The 17,542-nt window shown below is 39.9% G+C and carries 13 protein-coding genes; 9 read left to right on the forward strand and 4 right to left on the reverse strand.

All coding sequences use genetic code 11. The features are described from left to right. Nucleotides 1-151 precede the first annotated feature (151 nt). From VB733_RS00990 to VB733_RS01000, 3 genes are all read left to right on the forward strand, one after another. Nucleotides 152-787 (forward strand): lysophospholipid acyltransferase family protein, encoded by a 636-nt coding sequence (locus VB733_RS00990; RefSeq protein ID WP_323338252.1) that lies wholly within the window; start codon nucleotides 152-154, stop codon nucleotides 785-787. A 195-nt stretch (nucleotides 788-982) separates the two neighbouring features. Next, complete coding sequence (locus VB733_RS00995; RefSeq protein ID WP_323338253.1) at nucleotides 983-2,020, forward strand: AI-2E family transporter; 1,038 nt, start codon at nucleotides 983-985, stop codon at nucleotides 2,018-2,020. Between the two features lie 143 nt (nucleotides 2,021-2,163). After that, the gene (locus tag VB733_RS01000) at nucleotides 2,164-2,451 is read left to right on the forward strand and encodes a DUF2288 domain-containing protein (RefSeq protein ID WP_323338254.1); all 288 of its coding nucleotides are present in this window, start codon (nucleotides 2,164-2,166) and stop codon (nucleotides 2,449-2,451) included. Between the two features lie 45 nt (nucleotides 2,452-2,496). Here the strand turns inward: VB733_RS01000 and VB733_RS01005 are convergent, their stop codons facing one another. After that, the gene (locus VB733_RS01005; RefSeq protein ID WP_323338440.1) at nucleotides 2,497-3,009 is read right to left on the reverse strand and encodes a YdcF family protein; all 513 of its coding nucleotides are present in this window, start codon (nucleotides 3,007-3,009) and stop codon (nucleotides 2,497-2,499) included. A gap of 845 nt (nucleotides 3,010-3,854) precedes the next feature. Further along, the gene (locus VB733_RS01010; protein ID WP_323338255.1) at nucleotides 3,855-4,988 is read right to left on the reverse strand and encodes a tocopherol cyclase family protein; all 1,134 of its coding nucleotides are present in this window, start codon (nucleotides 4,986-4,988) and stop codon (nucleotides 3,855-3,857) included. Between the two features lie 234 nt (nucleotides 4,989-5,222). Here VB733_RS01010 and VB733_RS01015 point away from each other — a divergent pair, with 234 nt between their 5' ends. The 3 genes from VB733_RS01015 (at nucleotide 5,223) to VB733_RS01025 (ending at nucleotide 9,988) form a co-directional block, all read left to right on the forward strand. Then, on the forward strand, nucleotides 5,223-7,709 hold the full coding sequence (locus VB733_RS01015) for a hypothetical protein (protein WP_323338256.1): 2,487 nt from the start codon (nucleotides 5,223-5,225) through the stop codon (nucleotides 7,707-7,709). Between the two features lie 79 nt (nucleotides 7,710-7,788). After that, nucleotides 7,789-8,547, forward strand: coding sequence for a J domain-containing protein (locus VB733_RS01020; protein ID WP_323338257.1), 759 nt, complete (start codon nucleotides 7,789-7,791; stop codon nucleotides 8,545-8,547). 673 nt (nucleotides 8,548-9,220) lie between these two features. Further along, on the forward strand, nucleotides 9,221-9,988 hold the full coding sequence (locus VB733_RS01025; protein WP_323338258.1) for a Uma2 family endonuclease: 768 nt from the start codon (nucleotides 9,221-9,223) through the stop codon (nucleotides 9,986-9,988). A gap of 19 nt (nucleotides 9,989-10,007) precedes the next feature. On the opposite strand, the gene VB733_RS01030 is transcribed toward VB733_RS01025, so the two are convergent. Next, entirely contained in the window at nucleotides 10,008-10,844 is an 837-nt protein-coding gene (locus VB733_RS01030) for a metallophosphoesterase (protein ID WP_323338259.1), read from the reverse strand. Nucleotides 10,845-11,443: 599 nt separating this feature from the next. Here VB733_RS01030 and VB733_RS01035 point away from each other — a divergent pair. Together VB733_RS01035 and thiL are read left to right on the forward strand one after the other, a co-directional pair. Continuing rightward, a complete protein-coding gene (locus tag VB733_RS01035) occupies nucleotides 11,444-12,565 on the forward strand; it encodes a peptidylprolyl isomerase (RefSeq protein WP_323338260.1) in 1,122 nt (373 codons plus the stop codon). Between the two features lie 185 nt (nucleotides 12,566-12,750). Continuing rightward, on the forward strand, nucleotides 12,751-13,779 hold the full coding sequence (gene thiL, locus VB733_RS01040) for a thiamine-phosphate kinase (protein ID WP_323338261.1): 1,029 nt from the start codon (nucleotides 12,751-12,753) through the stop codon (nucleotides 13,777-13,779). 102 nt (nucleotides 13,780-13,881) lie between these two features. Here the strand turns inward: thiL and VB733_RS01045 are convergent, their stop codons facing one another. Beyond that, nucleotides 13,882-14,895, reverse strand: a complete 1,014-nt coding sequence (locus VB733_RS01045) for a type I glyceraldehyde-3-phosphate dehydrogenase (protein WP_323338262.1) — start codon at nucleotides 14,893-14,895, stop codon at nucleotides 13,882-13,884. A gap of 1,042 nt (nucleotides 14,896-15,937) precedes the next feature. Here VB733_RS01045 and murC point away from each other — a divergent pair. Then, nucleotides 15,938-17,410 carry a UDP-N-acetylmuramate--L-alanine ligase gene (murC, locus tag VB733_RS01050; RefSeq protein WP_323338263.1) on the forward strand — a complete coding sequence of 491 codons (1,473 nt, stop codon included), beginning with the start codon at nucleotides 15,938-15,940 and terminating at the stop codon, nucleotides 17,408-17,410. Nucleotides 17,411-17,542: the final 132 nt, after the last annotated feature.

Below are 17,542 nucleotides of genomic sequence, written 5' to 3' on the forward strand. Positions count from 1 at the left end.
TCTCCCCATCTCCCCATCTCCCCATCTCCCCATCTCCCCATCTCCCCATCTCCGCGTCTCCCCCTCTCCGCCTCCTCGCGTCACCATCTGTTACTTTCTTTTGGAGAATTGGTATTATCCTAAATGTCAGTCTCATGTTTAATTAGCAGCAGTGACTCAAAACCGCGAACCATTTACAAGTCTTCTCCTCTACCATGCCTTAAAGTGGTCAATCGTTGACCCCATGTTACGCAAATACTTTCAAGGACGAATTTATGGTGTGGAGAATGTACCGCGAGAGGGAGCATTGGTTGTAGTTAGTAACCACGCCAGTAATTATGATCCTCCCATTGTTTCTAATTGCGTGTGTCGTCCTGTAGCTTATATGGCGAAGAAGGAATTATTCGATATTCCTGTATTTAACAAGGCAATTCAGTTATATGGGGCCTATCCTGTGAGTCGCGGTAGTGCAGATAGGGCGGCTATTCGTGCAGCTTTGGATTATTTAGAGAAAAATTGGGCTGTTGGTGTATTTTTGCAGGGAACACGGACTGAAAACGGTAAAATTACAGAGCCAAAAAGAGGTGCAGCCTTGTTAGCGGCAAAAGCAAAGGCTCCATTGTTACCAGTATCTGTCTGGGGTACAGAGGACATTGAGAAGAATGGTGCTTTTCCGCGTCCTGTTCCGGTAACGGTACGAATTGGGGAACTGATTGCTCCACCAGTTTCGGGGGATAAGGATGAATTAGAGGCAATAACGAAAAAATGTGCCGATGCCATTAATGCGTTGCATGATTTGGGAAGATAGAGGATGTTAGATTTTAGACATTCTCAAGCACAATAACTGGGTACAGGCGACATCAATCAACACATCTGGAAATCTTTGCATTTCCTCACTGCATTAATTTATAACTTGTGGATTTGAGAAAATACTCTCAAGGGAAGTAGTTAATTTATGCAAATTTGTGTACATTTGACATCAAATTAAAATGAATTACTCCCTATGAATGGCTTAGAAGCCAAAAATATTTGGTCGCGATTAAATAATTCAACTTTAGTTCGCTTTTTACTTTTTGTTGCATCGGGTTGGGCAATTGTCCAGCTTATTGCCTATTTTGAATCAGTAATTGTGGTTTTTACATTTGCTGCGATTCTGGCTTTTTTGCTTAGTTATCCTGTGCAGTGGTTAAGTCGATATTTACCGCATGGTATCGCTGTCACTGTCGTTTTTCTAGTGAGTATTATTATTTTGGGCGGATTAAGTGTAACAGTTAGTTTGACAGTTTTATCCCAAGGGCAACAATTAATTAATAGCGTCACTAGTTTTCTCAACTCGTTGATTCCGCTCTCAAATCAGTTAGAAGCATTTTTACGCGATCGCAATTTACAAATTGATTTAAGTGTTTTTGAAGAACAATTACGTAATCAAGCAATATCAGCATTAGCTAATAGTTTGACAATCTTTCAAAGCTTTATTACTAATTTCGTCACTTTTATTTTAATTGCTGTTATTGCCTTTTTTATGTTGCTTGATGGCAACAAACTCTGGTTGTTTTTAATTAAAGTCGTCCCTAAACAACGCCGGAAGAACTTAACAAATATTGTCAAAAGAAATTTTCTGGGATTTTTTCGGGGTCAACTGATATTAATGTTATTTTTAACTAGCACAACATTTATAGCTTTTACACTTCTCCAAGTTCCTTTTGCCCTAATTCTGTCAGTCATGATTGGTATACTTGATATCATTCCTGGAATCGGAGCAACATTAGGAGTTGGCGTAGTTACAGTAATTGTTCTATCTCAAAGTTTTTGGCTAGCATTAAAAGTATTAATAGCCTCAATTATTTTACAACAAATTCAAGATAATTTTATTTCACCACGTATTATGCAAGACGCACTCAACTTAAATCCTGTGGTTGTTTTTTTTGCATTATTAGTTGGGGCAAGAGTTGCGGGTTTATTGGGCATTTTTATCTCAATTCCCATTGCTGGAGTTATTGTTTCCATGTTTGATATTGATGAGATGAAATCCGAAGTATAAAATAGTGGTGCATGTCTGTTACTGCTGAGAATAGTCAGTGATTACGACTCCATAATTAGCAGACATGAATTTATAAATTGTTTAATTATCAGGTAAAATTGAAAAATAAATAGCATAAAGTAAAGGCAATAAAGTAGGGGATTATGCCAGATATTAGAGCCGAATTATCTGAGAACCTTGATGAAGCAGAATGGGAATGGTTGATTCCTCACGCACAACGGGATGCAGTGATTGTGGTTTCGCAACTGGTTGATTTAGTTGATGTTGGAGTTGCGATCGCTTCTGACAAAACCTCTGATGTTCAAGTCTGGATTGATGAAGCTTTAATAACTAAACCTTCTAACGAACAACTTGGTAAGTGGAATACAAACCCCAGTCAGCGTTTCCATACTCTCATTGTTCAGCCTTATGTATTGGTACAAGAACAATAATTCGTAGATTCTCTCTCGTAAATTCCCTCTCGTAAATTCCCTAAATTACTTCTTCGGTTGTTCTCCTTTGGCTCCTGTGTAACCAGTCGTTAACCACAGAACTGCACGAGCGCCATCACGCAGGGCTTTGCCTATCGGTTCAGGTGATTTATCATTTGAGGGAACTGGTACAGGTTTCAATGCAATTCCTCGACTGCCCAGGACAATTTCACCAATGACGGTGGCACGTCGCATGTGAAAATCTGAAGTAATCAAATATACTTTTTTGATTTTACGAGCTTCGAGTTCATCAACAACAGTTGTAAAATTTGTCACAGTATCGACGGCATCATAGTCTAAATGCAGGCGCTTTAAATCGACTCCTCGCTTGGAGAATTCCTTTCTTGTCGGTGCTTTAGGGCTACCTCCAGATATCCAAATTGGTATGTTTGGATGTTGCTTGGCAAAGTTCGCCGTAAATTTTTCTCTTTCTAATCTTGTGGTTGAGCCACCCAAGACTAAAATCGCTTGAGGTTTAACAAGTTGACTCTGAATCTCTTTGTAACCCCACAGTAGCATTAGTGGGAGGGCGAGAATTGTTAACCGATTGGGAACAGTTTTAAAAAGTAACTTATTCAAGGTTCTGTAACACTTGTAGCCGATATAAGTTTTGCTTTGAACAAGATTAATTATGTAGATTAGCAGAGGTATGGAAAATTGCCCAAACTAAACTGGGTTTAATTTTGAGAATTTTTGCGGAACTACGTTTCACAACACCAGTGCATGGAAAAATCTACTTGCCAGCTTTGCATTTTTCAGCCCTTGACAAGCAATCAATGATTGGCTCAGGCGAAAAGCAAAGTTTAAAATTACTCAGAAATTAAATGTTATAGCAAAAAAATCTTTCAGTGGCAGTGGTGAATACAAATAACCTGTCACTACTTTATATTGATTATTTTTAGCGGGACTGGCCAGATTCGAACCGGCGACCTAGCGCTTCAGATTTGTGTGAGTTTCCCCACTCTCCGGACTATATCTTCACCATAGGTTTTTGCTTGAGTTGCTTTTTGCCTTTAGGTGGTGGCTGTTTAGTCTCTCGACCTTCCGAAATATTAATTATTAGTTCTGATTGAGGAGTTGTAAGCGAGTAATTTAAATTACTTGTTGTGATTAGCACTTCGCAGACTCGAAGAGAAAGCAAAGCCTGTACAACACTTAACACCTGATCAGCACCTTAAATGTATCTCGGCTTGGTTCGGTATTGCCATAAAGTGACAGACACATCTTTCACTTTTTAGGTTTCACCGAGTTTAACCACATTCACTTACAAAGTTTCCTTTGTAGTGCCCGATTATTCAGGAGGCGCTCGCTCTATCCAGCTGAGCTACAGCCCCAAAAAACTGCTATGTAGGATTATAACAGTTTTAGCCAGATTCCCAGGATTTATCCCAAGGACTACCGCCTACTTCTAATCCACACAAGTTGCTAGTGGCTTTCAGGACGATTTCGCTTTTACCACTACTGAATTTGCGAAGTTCTAAAGATAACTTTCCTTGCATAGTATCAGAACAACAAAACATCAAACCTTTTTCTGTAGGGGCACGTAGGCGAGTTCCGGGTAAATCAGTTGTGCCAATTAATTCAACTTCGTACTCCGAATTCCGGGCAGACATTTGCCAATAACCCCAAGGTGAAATATTCCAAGTAACTTTTGAGTTCCAAGGGACAAATTCATAAAATTTACCTTGGTAGTGAATGCCAACCATGGCGACTGACTCCGTCCACCAGAGGACACCGCGTTTACCACCTCCCGCAGTTAAGGCTAAATCGGATTCGCCATCAAAACTGTTGCAATTTAACCAAAACCATTTTTGAGGGAATGCGCCCCCCCAATTTTTTTCACTGTAGGCAGGTGCTTTGTTAAATTCGTAACGTTTGCCTTTCCAATCAATCCAACCAGTTGCCAAACCATGCGCCATTAAGATTTGCCATCCTGGCTCAAATATTTGCGAAAAAGAGAGCCAGCCAGCAGTTGATTGTTGCCAACTACCTTGATTCCCCCAACCGTAGATTGGTTCAATTTCATACAACCATTGGCAGCGATCGCCTGTTCCGGGATCGTGAATTATGCCTTGGTTGAGAGTTGCTGTCGCTTGATAGCCTTCTTGGATGTAGTGGTTGAATTCGTTAGGGAGTAAATAAAGTGGTTGGTTTGCGGCTGGGGTGGGTAAATTAGTTTTGCCCCAATGTCCCAAAGCCAAGCTATCTGTACTTGCCCAAAATGTCTTGACATCGGGAAAAGTGCGACAAAGATACTCATCATCGATACCAAGAACTTGTGCTGCACCTCCACTGTAGGGTTTTCCCCCGATGGGGTCTTCGATGGAGTACATAAAAGCGAAAGTTTGTTTTTCTTGGGGCAGGGTGACACGGTAGTACCAACCCTCAAAAAAACGGCGATCGCGCGATCGAATTATCTGTTTATCCCCATTATCCCAGTGATAACCACTGTGGGGTGTTTGGATTGACAGAAGCGAATTTCTGAATATCGATAACATAGACTTACTTGACTGACTTTGGTGAGAAGCATTGAAAAGATTATTGGAAAGTTGGGCATAGGAAAGATACGGAAACGCGGAAATCGTCGAATCTGGCGACAAAGCAGAAGTTTCTTGGTGTTTTCACTTTTCCCCCTCTCTCAACCACCCATTCCCAAATTACCTGACAACCAGTAACTCGCAAACCTGACTCTAGGGAGTTTTTCTGATTTCCGAAAGTGTTGAAAAACAAACATGACTAAAAGCCGCATTCTCGAATTTGTTGAATATCTCTCGATGGGACTCTCTGTATGGGGGGTATTAGCGGCTTGGATTAGTTACGATTATGCTTATGCGGTTATTCCTTTGACTGTGAGCGTAGCGTTAAATTTGTTGAGTCAACAAAGGTTACGAAGGTTACAGCAGCGCCAAGAAAATTCTATTGGTGAGATTAGTCAGGTAGAGCCGCAGTTGAGTCTTACCCAGAAACAAATTGAGCAGCACTTAGAAAAGCAAGTCGAAAGATTGCGTAGTCTCCAACAACAAGATGTAGAAGCGATTAATTTACGTTTGGCGCAGTTTGATTCTTTGCAAAAGCAGATCGGACAAACTCAACAAACTCAGCAGAATTTTGCGATCGCTCTCAACCAGCGTATGACTCAATCTGATGATATAGCGAAACAGTTGAAAGATACGCAGCAATTACTAGAACAGTTGCGCCAAAATCAACAGCAAAATGTCAATGCAATTAATCAGCGTTTGCAGCAACTGGATGCATCTGCAAAGCAACAAGTAAATGGCAAGGTGATTAACCAGCGTATAAATCAAGTTGATAATTTTGCCCAACAATTAGCGACTACTCAACAGAGTCTCGAACAATTACGCGAAAACCAAGCCCAAAATCTGAATATTATTAATCAGCGTTTAACTCAAATTGATAGTTTTACCCAACAGATAAATGTAATCCGGCAGCAAATTGATCAATTACGCCAAAATCAAACTCAAAATGCACAAGCAATTAATCAGAAGCTGGGGGAAATTGACGTATTTACGCAGCAATTAACTGCCGCTTCCGCCAAACAAGCTGAACAATTTCAGACAAATCAGCAGTTGAATATTAGCGCTTTGGTAAGCGGATTTAATCAACAATTAAATACGACGCAACAGCAAATAGAAGATTTACAAAAAAATCAGCAACGAAGTATTGATGGGATTAATCAAAGATTATCCAAAATTGATAGTTTAACACAACACCTCAGTGCCAATTCCAGTAAACAAATTGAACAGATTCAAGCAAATCAACAAGCTAATGTCAATGCGATTAATCAGCGTTTGGGGCAAGTAGATACAGTTACACAATATTTCAATAATATTCAACAACAAATCCAACAGTTACAACTAAATCAACAACAGTTAACGAGGAAAACCCAGGATGACATCTCGGAAGTAAAAGGGGCAATTGCCCAGCTTTTAGCTCGCTTTGACCAGCGCAATAATTCAACATTGAGAAGTTCAAATAATCCGAGTAATTCTGGGAATTTTAGTAATTCTACTAATGCTAATAACGCTGATAGTTCCAATAATATATTTACGAGAGAAAATAAACTTCTACAACCAACAAATTCATCTAATCTTCAACCCCCAGAAAATCGCTTCGATAATACTCCTCAACCTCAAAAGCTTGCTGAAGAAGAGAAAAATATCCCTGAAGGAATTAGCAAACCATCAATTAGTGCCCCAATCGGGAGTAATCAAACATTAACTAAACACAAATTTTCTACCTCACCAATTGACTCAGCACAAGTTCTCAAAGCACATTCAGACCTAGTATTATCAGTTATATTTAATCCCGATGGCAACCTATTGGCTAGTGGTAGCAATGACGAAACAATTAATATCTGGGACTTGAGTAATCAAGAATATATTACTTTAAGTGGACATCGCGATGCATCATCTTCAGGAAGTGTTAATTCTGTTGTTTTTAGCCCCGATGGAAAAATGTTAGCAAGTGCTAGCGATGATACAACTGTGAAAATTTGGGATGTGCAAACTGGAGAAAAAATTTACACATTGAGAGGTCATCGCGATCGCGTTTATGCTGTTGCCTTTAGCCCTGATGGTAAAATATTAGCAAGTGGCAGCCAAGATAAAGATATTAAAATCTGGTCGGTGGAATCTGGTAAAGAAATTGATACCCTCAAAGGTCATACCGATGATGTTTTATGTTTGGCTTTTACTCCTAATGGTAAAATCTTAGTTAGCGGCTCCGGTGGTAAAGATAAAACTATTAAAGTTTGGCATTTAGACCATTATAAATTTCTGACTATTTCCGGTCATACTGATGATGTTTATTCAGTTGCTTGTAGTCCAGACGGTAAAACTTTGGCAAGTGGTAGCTGGGATAAATTGATTAAATTATGGAACTTAGACAATGGTAAAGAAATTGATACATTTTCTGGACACGAAGACCGCATTTACACTGTTGCTTTTAGTCCCAACGGTAAAACTTTAGCCAGTGGTAGTAAGGATAAAACTGTAAAACTTTGGCAAGTCGATTCCGGTAGAGTGGTGCGGAGTTATACTGGACACGACGATAGAGTATTCAGCGTTGCCTTTAGTCCCGATGGTAAAACCTTAGCCAGTGGTAGTGGCGATCGCACCATTATGTTAACACCAGTTAATGACCCCAGTAATACCGCCGGTAAAAGAACTCAATTACCAATACCAAATGGGAATGATTAGTTGGGCAAATCAGAATATCTCGCGTCCCCTTTTTCCCTTGTTAAAATAGATCCACCAGTGTTGCTTAATTTCCTATATTATGAGCGATCGCATGGATATTTATCGTGCTTATGAGGTTCTCAGCTTAATGCCAGGTGCTTCGCAGGAGGAAATCAAGCAGGCTTATCGACAGTTGATGAAAATTTGGCATCCTGATGGCTTTACTGATGTTGTGAAAAAGCAGGAAGCTGAAGAGAGAACTAAGATTATTAATGCTGCTTATAAAAAGCTGAAGTCGGATGCCGCCAGTGATGTCACTCCTCCGACAAGAAATCCCCAACCGCAAACCCAGGCTGCAACTTCCCCGAATTCTCAATATTCTCCCCCGCGAAAAACTAAGACAAAAGTTAGTCCCAAACCAGGAAACGGCAACCAAGGGAATCCACAACCAAAAGCTTCAAGTGCAGAAAGATTTTATGAGTATGGGATTGAAAATGTGAGACTGGGTAAGTACGAGGATGCGATTAACGACTTTACCCAAGCGCTTCGGATTAATCCCTATTACATTGAAGCCTACAAATATCGTGGGTTACTTTGTTCGCAACTGGGTTATGAACTGCGGGCAACAGCAGATTTAACCAAAGCAAAACAACTCGAGATGCATTTTCGGAGTCAATATCGTCAACCGCCAGCAGCATCCCCAAAAGCAACCCCAACTTACTCTCACTCCCCCCCTAGAAGCACATATCAGCCTAAATCTTCGGGAAATAATACTCCGAAAGGGGCTAGTTACCGCGATCGCATTTGCAATACATTTAATCAAGTATTTCAAAATTGGTTTCGATTCAAGCGCAAATAAGCCGGAAATTTAGCCTAAATATTAAGTTTTGCAAAGTATTTACCAATCCTAAATTAGATTTTTTCTTAAAAAACAAAACTCTCAGATGATAAGTTCTAAATATTAGTAAGAGAGTAATTACTACTATGAATATAAACCTGAATTGCGAATAGTTTGCAAAAAGTAAACAGTCATCAACTTTGGTAAATATATGGTTAAATTCAGGATAAGAGTGATAATTTATAAACAAGGCACAGATAAAGATTTCAACCAGACAAAAAACCAATCAAATATTGAAGCCAGTGCCTCCTAGCTTTGATATTTTCGCGATCGCTGTGATGTAGTTGCGTCCTAGTATATGTGTTTTCGCCTTGATTTTCACTTACTAGATTGTATTGGAGGTTATTGAACGCACAGCCTAAATGCCTGCCTAGCTATAAGAATTAGGATGCATGATCATAAAAACTACAAAAACAGGTTTTTGATTGCGAGCATTGTCCACCTTAGTTGAGTTACTTCCACTGAATTTCCTACTTTTACGAATTAATCCCATATTTTTTAATAACCGCTAAATGCTACTGATGAGAATCGATCATAGCTTTTGGCGGTTAATCGTATATGCACTAAATTAATCAGTAAATTAATCACAACAAAATAGCTAAAATTAAATGACTATGCAACAACTAATTGTGCTATGTACGAACCAATTCCCCCACGTCCCGCCAGAGAAACTCTGCCCACAATGTATGATTTGCCAAGCGAGGAAATAGGAGAATCTGGTTTGCCGGATGAATTTCATCGCCTCCAGGCGAATTTACTATCAGAAACTTGTCAACCTCCAAATATTGATACATCGGAAAAATTCACGCCCAGTGACTTAAATCTTTACTATGATCCCCGCCATACTAATTGGTACAAACGTCCCGATTGGTATTTGGTAGTTGGTGTCGCTCCCGAATGGGAAAATGATTTGAGGTGGAGTTATGTCGTCTGGCAAGAAGGAGTACGTCCATTTTTAATGGTAGAACTGCTCTCCCCTGGTACTGAAGCCGAAGATTTAGGAGAAACATTGCGGGATGCAAGTAAACCTCCAACAAAATGGGAAGTTTATGAGCGGATTTTGGCGGTTCCTTATTATGTAGTTTATGACCGCTATACCAATAATTTACGTGTGTTTAAATTAAATGGTAGTCGCTATCAAGCTGTAGTTTTACCAGAAAACTTGACCGAAAAACGCTTCTGGTTTGAAGAATTAGAAATAGGTTTAGGACTATGGCAAGGAAATTATCAAGGTTTCCCGCGTTTGTGGCTACGTTGGTATGATCATCAGGGTTGGATACCTACCCAGACTGAACGGGCAGAATCTGAACGCCAACGAGCAGAATCTGAACGCCAACGGGCTGAAAAACTAGCCGAATATTTGCGATCGCAAGGTATTGATCCAGACAATTTACCAATTTAATACCCAAGAAGTTGTGACACTACATACCCGTAACTAAAGTAATAATAGTCACTTCTGGAGGACAGAATAATCTTCCGGGGGGATATGTTCCTAAACCACGATTAACATAAAGTTGGTTTGTACCAATTGTGTGGAACCCTTGTGCCCATTCCCAGTGACGCACAACTTTACCACAATTAGCCCGTAAAAATGGTATGTACTTGCGGACTTTGCGATTAATTTTACGAGTGAATTTGTTGTAATAAACTACTAAAGGACCAACACCTGGAATAATAATTTGTGAGCCGTGGGTATGACCAGATAATTGTAAATCCACACGCCATTTTTGGAGAAACTCAGCTGTATCTGGGTTATGAGACAAAACAATGCGAGGGGTTGCCTCATCAACCAATTTCATTACTGGTGCTGGTTTAAACTCTCCCGACCAATAATCAGCAAGTCCAACAATTGCTAAATCTTGACCCAGTGGATAAGCAATTTCGTTCCATAATACTTGAATGCCAATGTTAGTGAAGGCATCAGTAATTACAGTTTGAGAATGGTGATAGTAAATATCATGATTACCCAAAACAGCGCAAATACCACCTGTTGCTTGGAGATTTTTTAGGTGTTTGACTAGCTGATAAATTGGTGATGGATCATCAGTAACATAGTCACCAGTAAGTACAATTAAATCTGCTTCCGCATCATTGCAAATTGCGATCGCCTTTTCTAACATTTGGTTAGATAAACGCAAACCATCATAGTGTAAGTCAGATAATTGTACTAATTTCACGCCATCTAATGATGGTGGTAAATCAGGAATCTTAACCGTTAGCTTTTCTACACTCAATGCTCCAGACAACAACCAGTGCATAAGGTCAGACTCACTTCTCGTACCAGCGTTTTCAGCTTACCAAATCATCTGCATAGTTTGTCTATTATCTACAAATCTTTTCTGAAATTTTCATCAACTAGTTAATTAGCAAACTTGATTATTGATACTATCTTATTTCCATTTGTAATCTTTTAATTACCCATTATTAAACTAGACTTTACCTAGTTTAAATTATCTTAATTATATCAGTAACCTTTGATGCGATCGCTCTTGTCGGAAAAGCTCACCGCTTTCTCTCTGGCTGCTAACTACTACATGATGATATGAGTTATCTATCAAATAGTCGGTTAAAGTTAAAAGTTATCTTACTCAAGCCATAGCCAAGAGTATTCCTATATTTATGTAAACTTTCCATCCCCAATCATCTTTTCTCCAAGAGTATCTCCTACAAGCAGAAACTGCTGGAACAGCTAATAGCTTGATGGATTCCCATCCTCCCAGTCTTTCCATCTGCCTATCTCCACATCAATTCAACATTAGGAATTCTCAATCCTCATGAACCATGCACTTTCCTGTGGGAAGATTATGAATGGGTTACACCCAGTTGATAATAATTAATGCTGCGTTTGAGTGATTCCATGTTGAATTTATTAAAAGCCAAACTCAAGAATAGCCTAAAGAACAGCCTCAAGAAAAAGCTGACTTTACTGCTATCACTAACTCTATTTTTAGGTATAACCACAGTTGGGTGGACTCCCGCATATGCTGCATTACCTGCTGGAAACGCTATTACTGATGGAAAAGCACTATTGCGTTACGCACTTCCCATCGACAATAAACCCGTGCGACAACTCCAAGCAAGTATTGAGGACATTTCTAATCAACTTCGTGCCAATAAACGTTGGAGTGCAGTTAGTAGCGACGTGAAAAAAGCATCTCGCGTGCTGGAAAAACCAGAAAAAATTCTCTCTAGTGTTCCAGAAGCACGTCAAACAGAAGCACAAACTCTAATTGCACAAATCAAAGCAGGTGTTGCTTCGCTGCAAGAACTTGCGGAAACAAAAGATAAAGAAAAAGTCAAAGAAAAACGCGCTGAAGTTCTCAATTTAGTTGGTGAATTGGAACAAGCAATGGTAAAAGGATTTCCCTATGAAGTCCCTAGCGAATATAGTAATTTGCCGCAATTAAAGGGACGTGCAACTGTGGCAATGAAAACCAGCAAGGGTGATTTAACAATGGTTCTGGATGGTTATAGCGCTCCTGTCACTGCTGGTAATTTCGTTGATTTAGTTAAACGCGGTTTTTATGATGGTTTAGAATTTACCCGCTCGGAAGAATCCTACGTTTTACAAACAGGAAAACCAAAGGATGCTGATGGTTTTATCGATCCGAAAACTAAGAAGTATCGAGCAATTCCTTTTGAAGTATTAGTAGAAGGTGATAAAAAGCCAACTTATGGTATTACCTTAGAAGAAGCTGGAAGATATACAGACATGCCCGTACTGCCTTTTTCATCCTTTGGAGCCTTGGCTTTAGCACGCCCAGAACGTGATGTGAATGGTGGTTCTTCTCAATTTTTCTTTTTCTTATTTGAACCAGAATTAACACCTGCCGGACGTAATTTATTGGATGGAAGGTATGCAATTTTTGGCTATTTAACAGAAGGGCAAGAAGTATTAGATGAACTCAAAGCTGGCGACAAAATTGTTTCTGCAAAAGTCATTAATGGCTTAGAAAATTTACAAGAGCCAAGTGTGTAAAACTGTATAAATTAGATTCCCAACTTATTTAAACAAGTCGGGAGTCTAACTCGAAATCAAGTCAAAAAATATATCTTAACTGAGTATCATTGCTATTAATCTTTACATACTAGAATCTCTTAAATATCTAGTGCATATACCAAAAAGATGGAAAATTTATCAGATAAATCAGAGTTTAATTTTTTATGAAAGTCAGCGATATTGGCGAACAAGGACTTTTAAAAATTTTACAGAGGTTTTGTCCTGCGGATATTATTGGTGATGATGCAGCTGTACTAACAACGAATCCTGATCGCTCTTTAGTAGTCACAACTGATGTATTAGTTGACAACATTCACTTCAGTGAAATTACTACTCAACCAGAAGATGTAGGTTGGCGAGCGGCGGCAGCGAATCTATCTGATTTGGCAGCTATGGGTGCTTCACCCTTGGGCATTACTGTCGGTTTAGGTTTACCAGGAGACCGAGAAGTTGATTGGGTTGAGCGTTTATACCAAGGAATGAGAGAATGCTTGCAAAAATATGATACACCAATTGTCGGCGGAGATTTAGTGCGATCGCCCATTACAACTATCTCGATTACCGCCTTTGGAGAAATTTGCCCCCAGCGTGTGATTCGCCGCAACACAGCAAAAGTTGGGGATGCGATCGTCATTACTGGTGTGCATGGAGCTTCCCGTGCCGGCTTAGAATTGCTCCTAAAGCCGGAATTAGGGCAAAGTATCAACCCAATAGAAAAACAAGCCTTAATTCGCGCTCACCAACGTCCCCAGCCCCGTTTGGATGTATTACCCATACTCTGGAATATTCTGGAAACGAGGCAGTTCATGTCTGCCGATACTGAGAAAATATCGGGAATGGATAGTAGCGATGGTTTAGCTGATGCCATCCTACAAATCTGCCGTGCTAGTCATGTGGGTGCGATTTTAGAATGGCAAAAAATCCCAGTTCCCGACACTTTGCACAACTTACTCACAGCCGCACAAATTTTAGAATATACACTTTACGGAGGCGAAGATTTTGAATTAGTGCTGTGTATGCCCAATACAATCGCAGAAATTTTTGTTCAGCAAATCGGTAATAAGGCGGCAATTATTGGAATTATTACCCCAGATACGCAAGTAATATTACAAGATCAAACAAACACAAAACCCGACCAAGTTTTGACGCTTAATCGGGGATTTCAACATTTTAGTGATAATTTAGGTGAGTGATAGTTAGGTTTTATAAGTTAGAAGTTATAAAGTTATGAGTTGAAAAATTATTACTTCTAACTCCTAAATCTCAACTTCTAACTCTCAATCTCCAACTGAACTTTACGCCCACTTAGCAGCAACTAATTCCGCTAAGTCAAGTACACGTTGGCTGTAACCCCACTCGTTATCATACCAAGCCATGACCTTCACCATGTCGCTACCCATGACCATTGTCAAGTTAGCATCCACAATAGAAGACTCATCGGTACCTTGGTAATCAGAAGACACTAAAGGTAATTCGCTATAGGCAAGAATACCCTTCAGTTCGTTTTCAGAAGCATGTTTGAGTGCTTCATTAACTTCTTCTGTGATAGTGCGCTTCTCAACCTGAACCACAAAGTCCACCATCGAGACATTAGGAGTAGGTACACGCAGTGCCACACCGTTTAATTTACCCTTCAAATCAGGAAGCACTAAGGCTACAGCTTTAGCTGCCCCAGTGGAGGTTGGCACAATATTTACTGCTGCTGCTCTCGCTCTTCTCAAATCGCGGTGGCTAGCATCAAGAATTCGTTGGTCACCAGTATAACTGTGGGTAGTTGTCATGGTGCCTTTAATGATGTTGAATTTCTCATGCAACACTTTAGCGATCGGAGCCAAGCAGTTTGTAGTACAGCTTGCATTACTGATGATATGGTGAATGTTATGGTCGTAATCATGATGATTTACACCCATTACAAACGTACCATCTTCGTTTTTGCCCGGAGCGGTAATTAAAACCTTTTTAGCACCAGCATTGACGTGCTTCAATGCACCTTCTTTGGATGTAAATACACCCGTCGCCTCGATAATTAAGTCAATTCCCCACTCTTTCCAGGGCAAGTTTTCCGGGTTCCGGTCTGATACACACTTAACTGTTTTACCGTTCATGATAATCGAGTTATCATCGGCGGTAATTTCAGCATTTTTAATTTTCCCAAGCATGGTGTCGTACTTGAGTAGGTGCGCGTTAGTTTTTGGATCGGATGTGTCGTTAATGGCAACAAGTTCAATGTTGCTATTTTCCCGACCCACCCAGCAACGCGCAAAGTTACGCCCAATGCGACCGAAACCGTTGATTGCAACTCTAATCACTGCGTCTTGCCCTCTGTATTTATGCCTAATGAAATGCTACTTATGACCCCAATCATATCGCAAAGGGGGAGTATTTATAACTATCAAGTGTTAGATTCTCCAAAATTAAAGATGTTTTCGAGAATCTCCCTTACCTCTTTGGGGTTTTTCTTTTCTGGTTGTATATCAACCTTGACAAATATTATCCGTAAGGTGTATGCAATAAGTGCGAGTCTATGCTAATATTCTAGACTTTTAAGTATTAGCTCTGTTTGCTTGCACATTAACCAAGTTTAAGTTATATTCTCACCACCTGGAAGTTTGCCACTATATGGGATACAGCCTAAAGAAGATTTTTTACGAGAACTGGGGAATAGTATATTGATAGGACTTTTTGTATGGGTGAGGGCAAAGCCACTGCCTACGACACTATCCCTATCTACTGCTTGTCAGAAAACTCGTTCAGAAATTCGTTATGCCGAATTTTGAATCAAAACATGTATTTCAATCTAAAATTTGACCTGAATTTACCTAAATACATGTGGGAATATATCTAGACTTGCTTTTACTGAAAAAAATTAAGGAGGATTACACAACCTGAGTTTTGACTAAAAGTGCTAAATTGATAGCTGATTTTTGCAGCATCGGCTAGGATTAAATGTCCCCTATCAGTAGGAGCATATTTAACTTATACAAAACAAAGATTTAGGTATACATTTTCCTGTTTGCTGAGTTTTTTTCAGCAATGAATAACTAAGCAGAGCAAAAGTTTAGCAAATGGCAAAGTGTGAAAATCGCTCAAATTATGTATTTACGATCGCAGTCTTATGCTTCCCGATTGTAGAGAAAATATCAGAATAAACGAAATATTGATTTAGTCAGAGAAAAAATGCAAGTGCGGGTAAAATCATCTTCAATGAGTCTATTTGTAAGGAAGTAATATTTCATGCAAAAGATTCCAAAAGTGAGAAATCAGCAGTATCTCTAAAAATGAAATACCTGTTATGATACCCGTGTTATTTGTGATTCCGGTGTGGTGTGGTGTTAGAGGAGTAATTTCAAAATGAAAAATGTTGTAGATTTTAACGGTAGACCTTTTCATTTCATCGGTATTGGCGGAATTGGAATGTCTGCACTTGCCTATGTAATTGCGAAACGGCAACTACCAGTATCGGGTTCGGATGTACGTCCAAATCACATAACTCATAAGTTGGAATCTATTGGCGCTCATATTTTTAGTAAGCAAGAAGCAAGCAATCTCGAATTCTTTAAACCGAAAAAATCGGTAGATGGAGTATTATTAAATACTCAAAGTGAATTGTCGGCAGATGATGTCGCCCAACTACCTCAAGTAATATGTTCAACTGCTATTAATACAAATAATTTGGAATACAAAGCGGCAATCGAGTTAGGTTGCCCAATTTTCCACCGTTCTGATGTACTTGCAGCCCTAATTGCCGAATATTATAGTATTGCGGTTGCTGGGACTCACGGAAAAACCACCACCAGTAGCATGATTGGTTATATGTTGGTGGCAGCTGGTCTTGACCCAACTATACTAGTTGGTGGAGAAGTTAAAGCTTGGGAAGGTAACGCGAGACTGGGAGCAAGTCAATATCTAGTTGCAGAGGCTGATGAGTCCGATGGTTCCTTAGTCAAACATGCACCGGAAATTGGTATCATTACCAATATTGAATTAGACCATCCTGATCACTACGACACTTTAGAGCAAGTAATTGATACTTTCCAAACCTTTGCCCAAAGCTGCAAAACCGTAATTGGTTGTATCGATTGTGAAACAGTACGCGATCGCATCAAGCCAACCATTAGCTACAGTTTATATCCTGATACTGGTGCAGATTACCATGTCACCGATGTTGACTATCATGCCGAAGGTACAAGGGCGCTAGTTTGGGAAAAAGGCAAAGCACTGGGAGTTCTCACCGTTAAGCTGCTGAGTCGTCACAACCTGAGTAATGCTCTTGCCTCCGTGGCTGTCGGTCGGGCTTTAGGTTTAGAATTTGGTGAAATAGCCAAAGGGCTGGCAACATTTGCAGGGGCACGCCGTCGATTTGAACTCCGAGGTGAAGTTAATGGTGTCACCTTTATCGACGACTATGCCCACCACCCTAGCGAAATTCGCGCGACATTGGCAGCAGCACGCCTACAAGCATGTCCTGGACAGCGAGTAGTTGCTATTTTCCAACCCCACCGCTATAGTCGCACGTTGGCGTTTTTAGATGAATTTGCGGGAAGCTTTGCACATGCGGATTTAGTTGTTCTCACTGATATTTACAGTGCTGGCGAACCCAATTTAGAACAAATTAGCGGCGAAACATTGGCAGTCGAAATCGCCAAACAACATAACCACGTTGACTATCAACCCAATCTGGACACAATTTGCGAGTATTTGCTCAAAACATTGCGCCCTGGTGATTTAGCCTTATTCTTGGGTGCGGGAAATCTCAACCAAACGATTCCCGATGTAATTACGGCAATGCGTCAACCAGCACCAGTAACATCAGCCACATTATAAGTTTTTAGTAATCAACGGGGTAGGAAGTGATTTTAATTAATCTTACTTCCTCATACTTACATAGGCTTGATTTTGTTTGGTTAGGGTTTTAAAGCATCTCGTATTTACAACCGTATAAATACGGTATTCACA

This window comes from Calothrix sp. UHCC 0171 (genome assembly GCF_034931845.1).
GTDB lineage: Bacteria > Cyanobacteriota > Cyanobacteriia > Cyanobacteriales > Nostocaceae > Brunnivagina.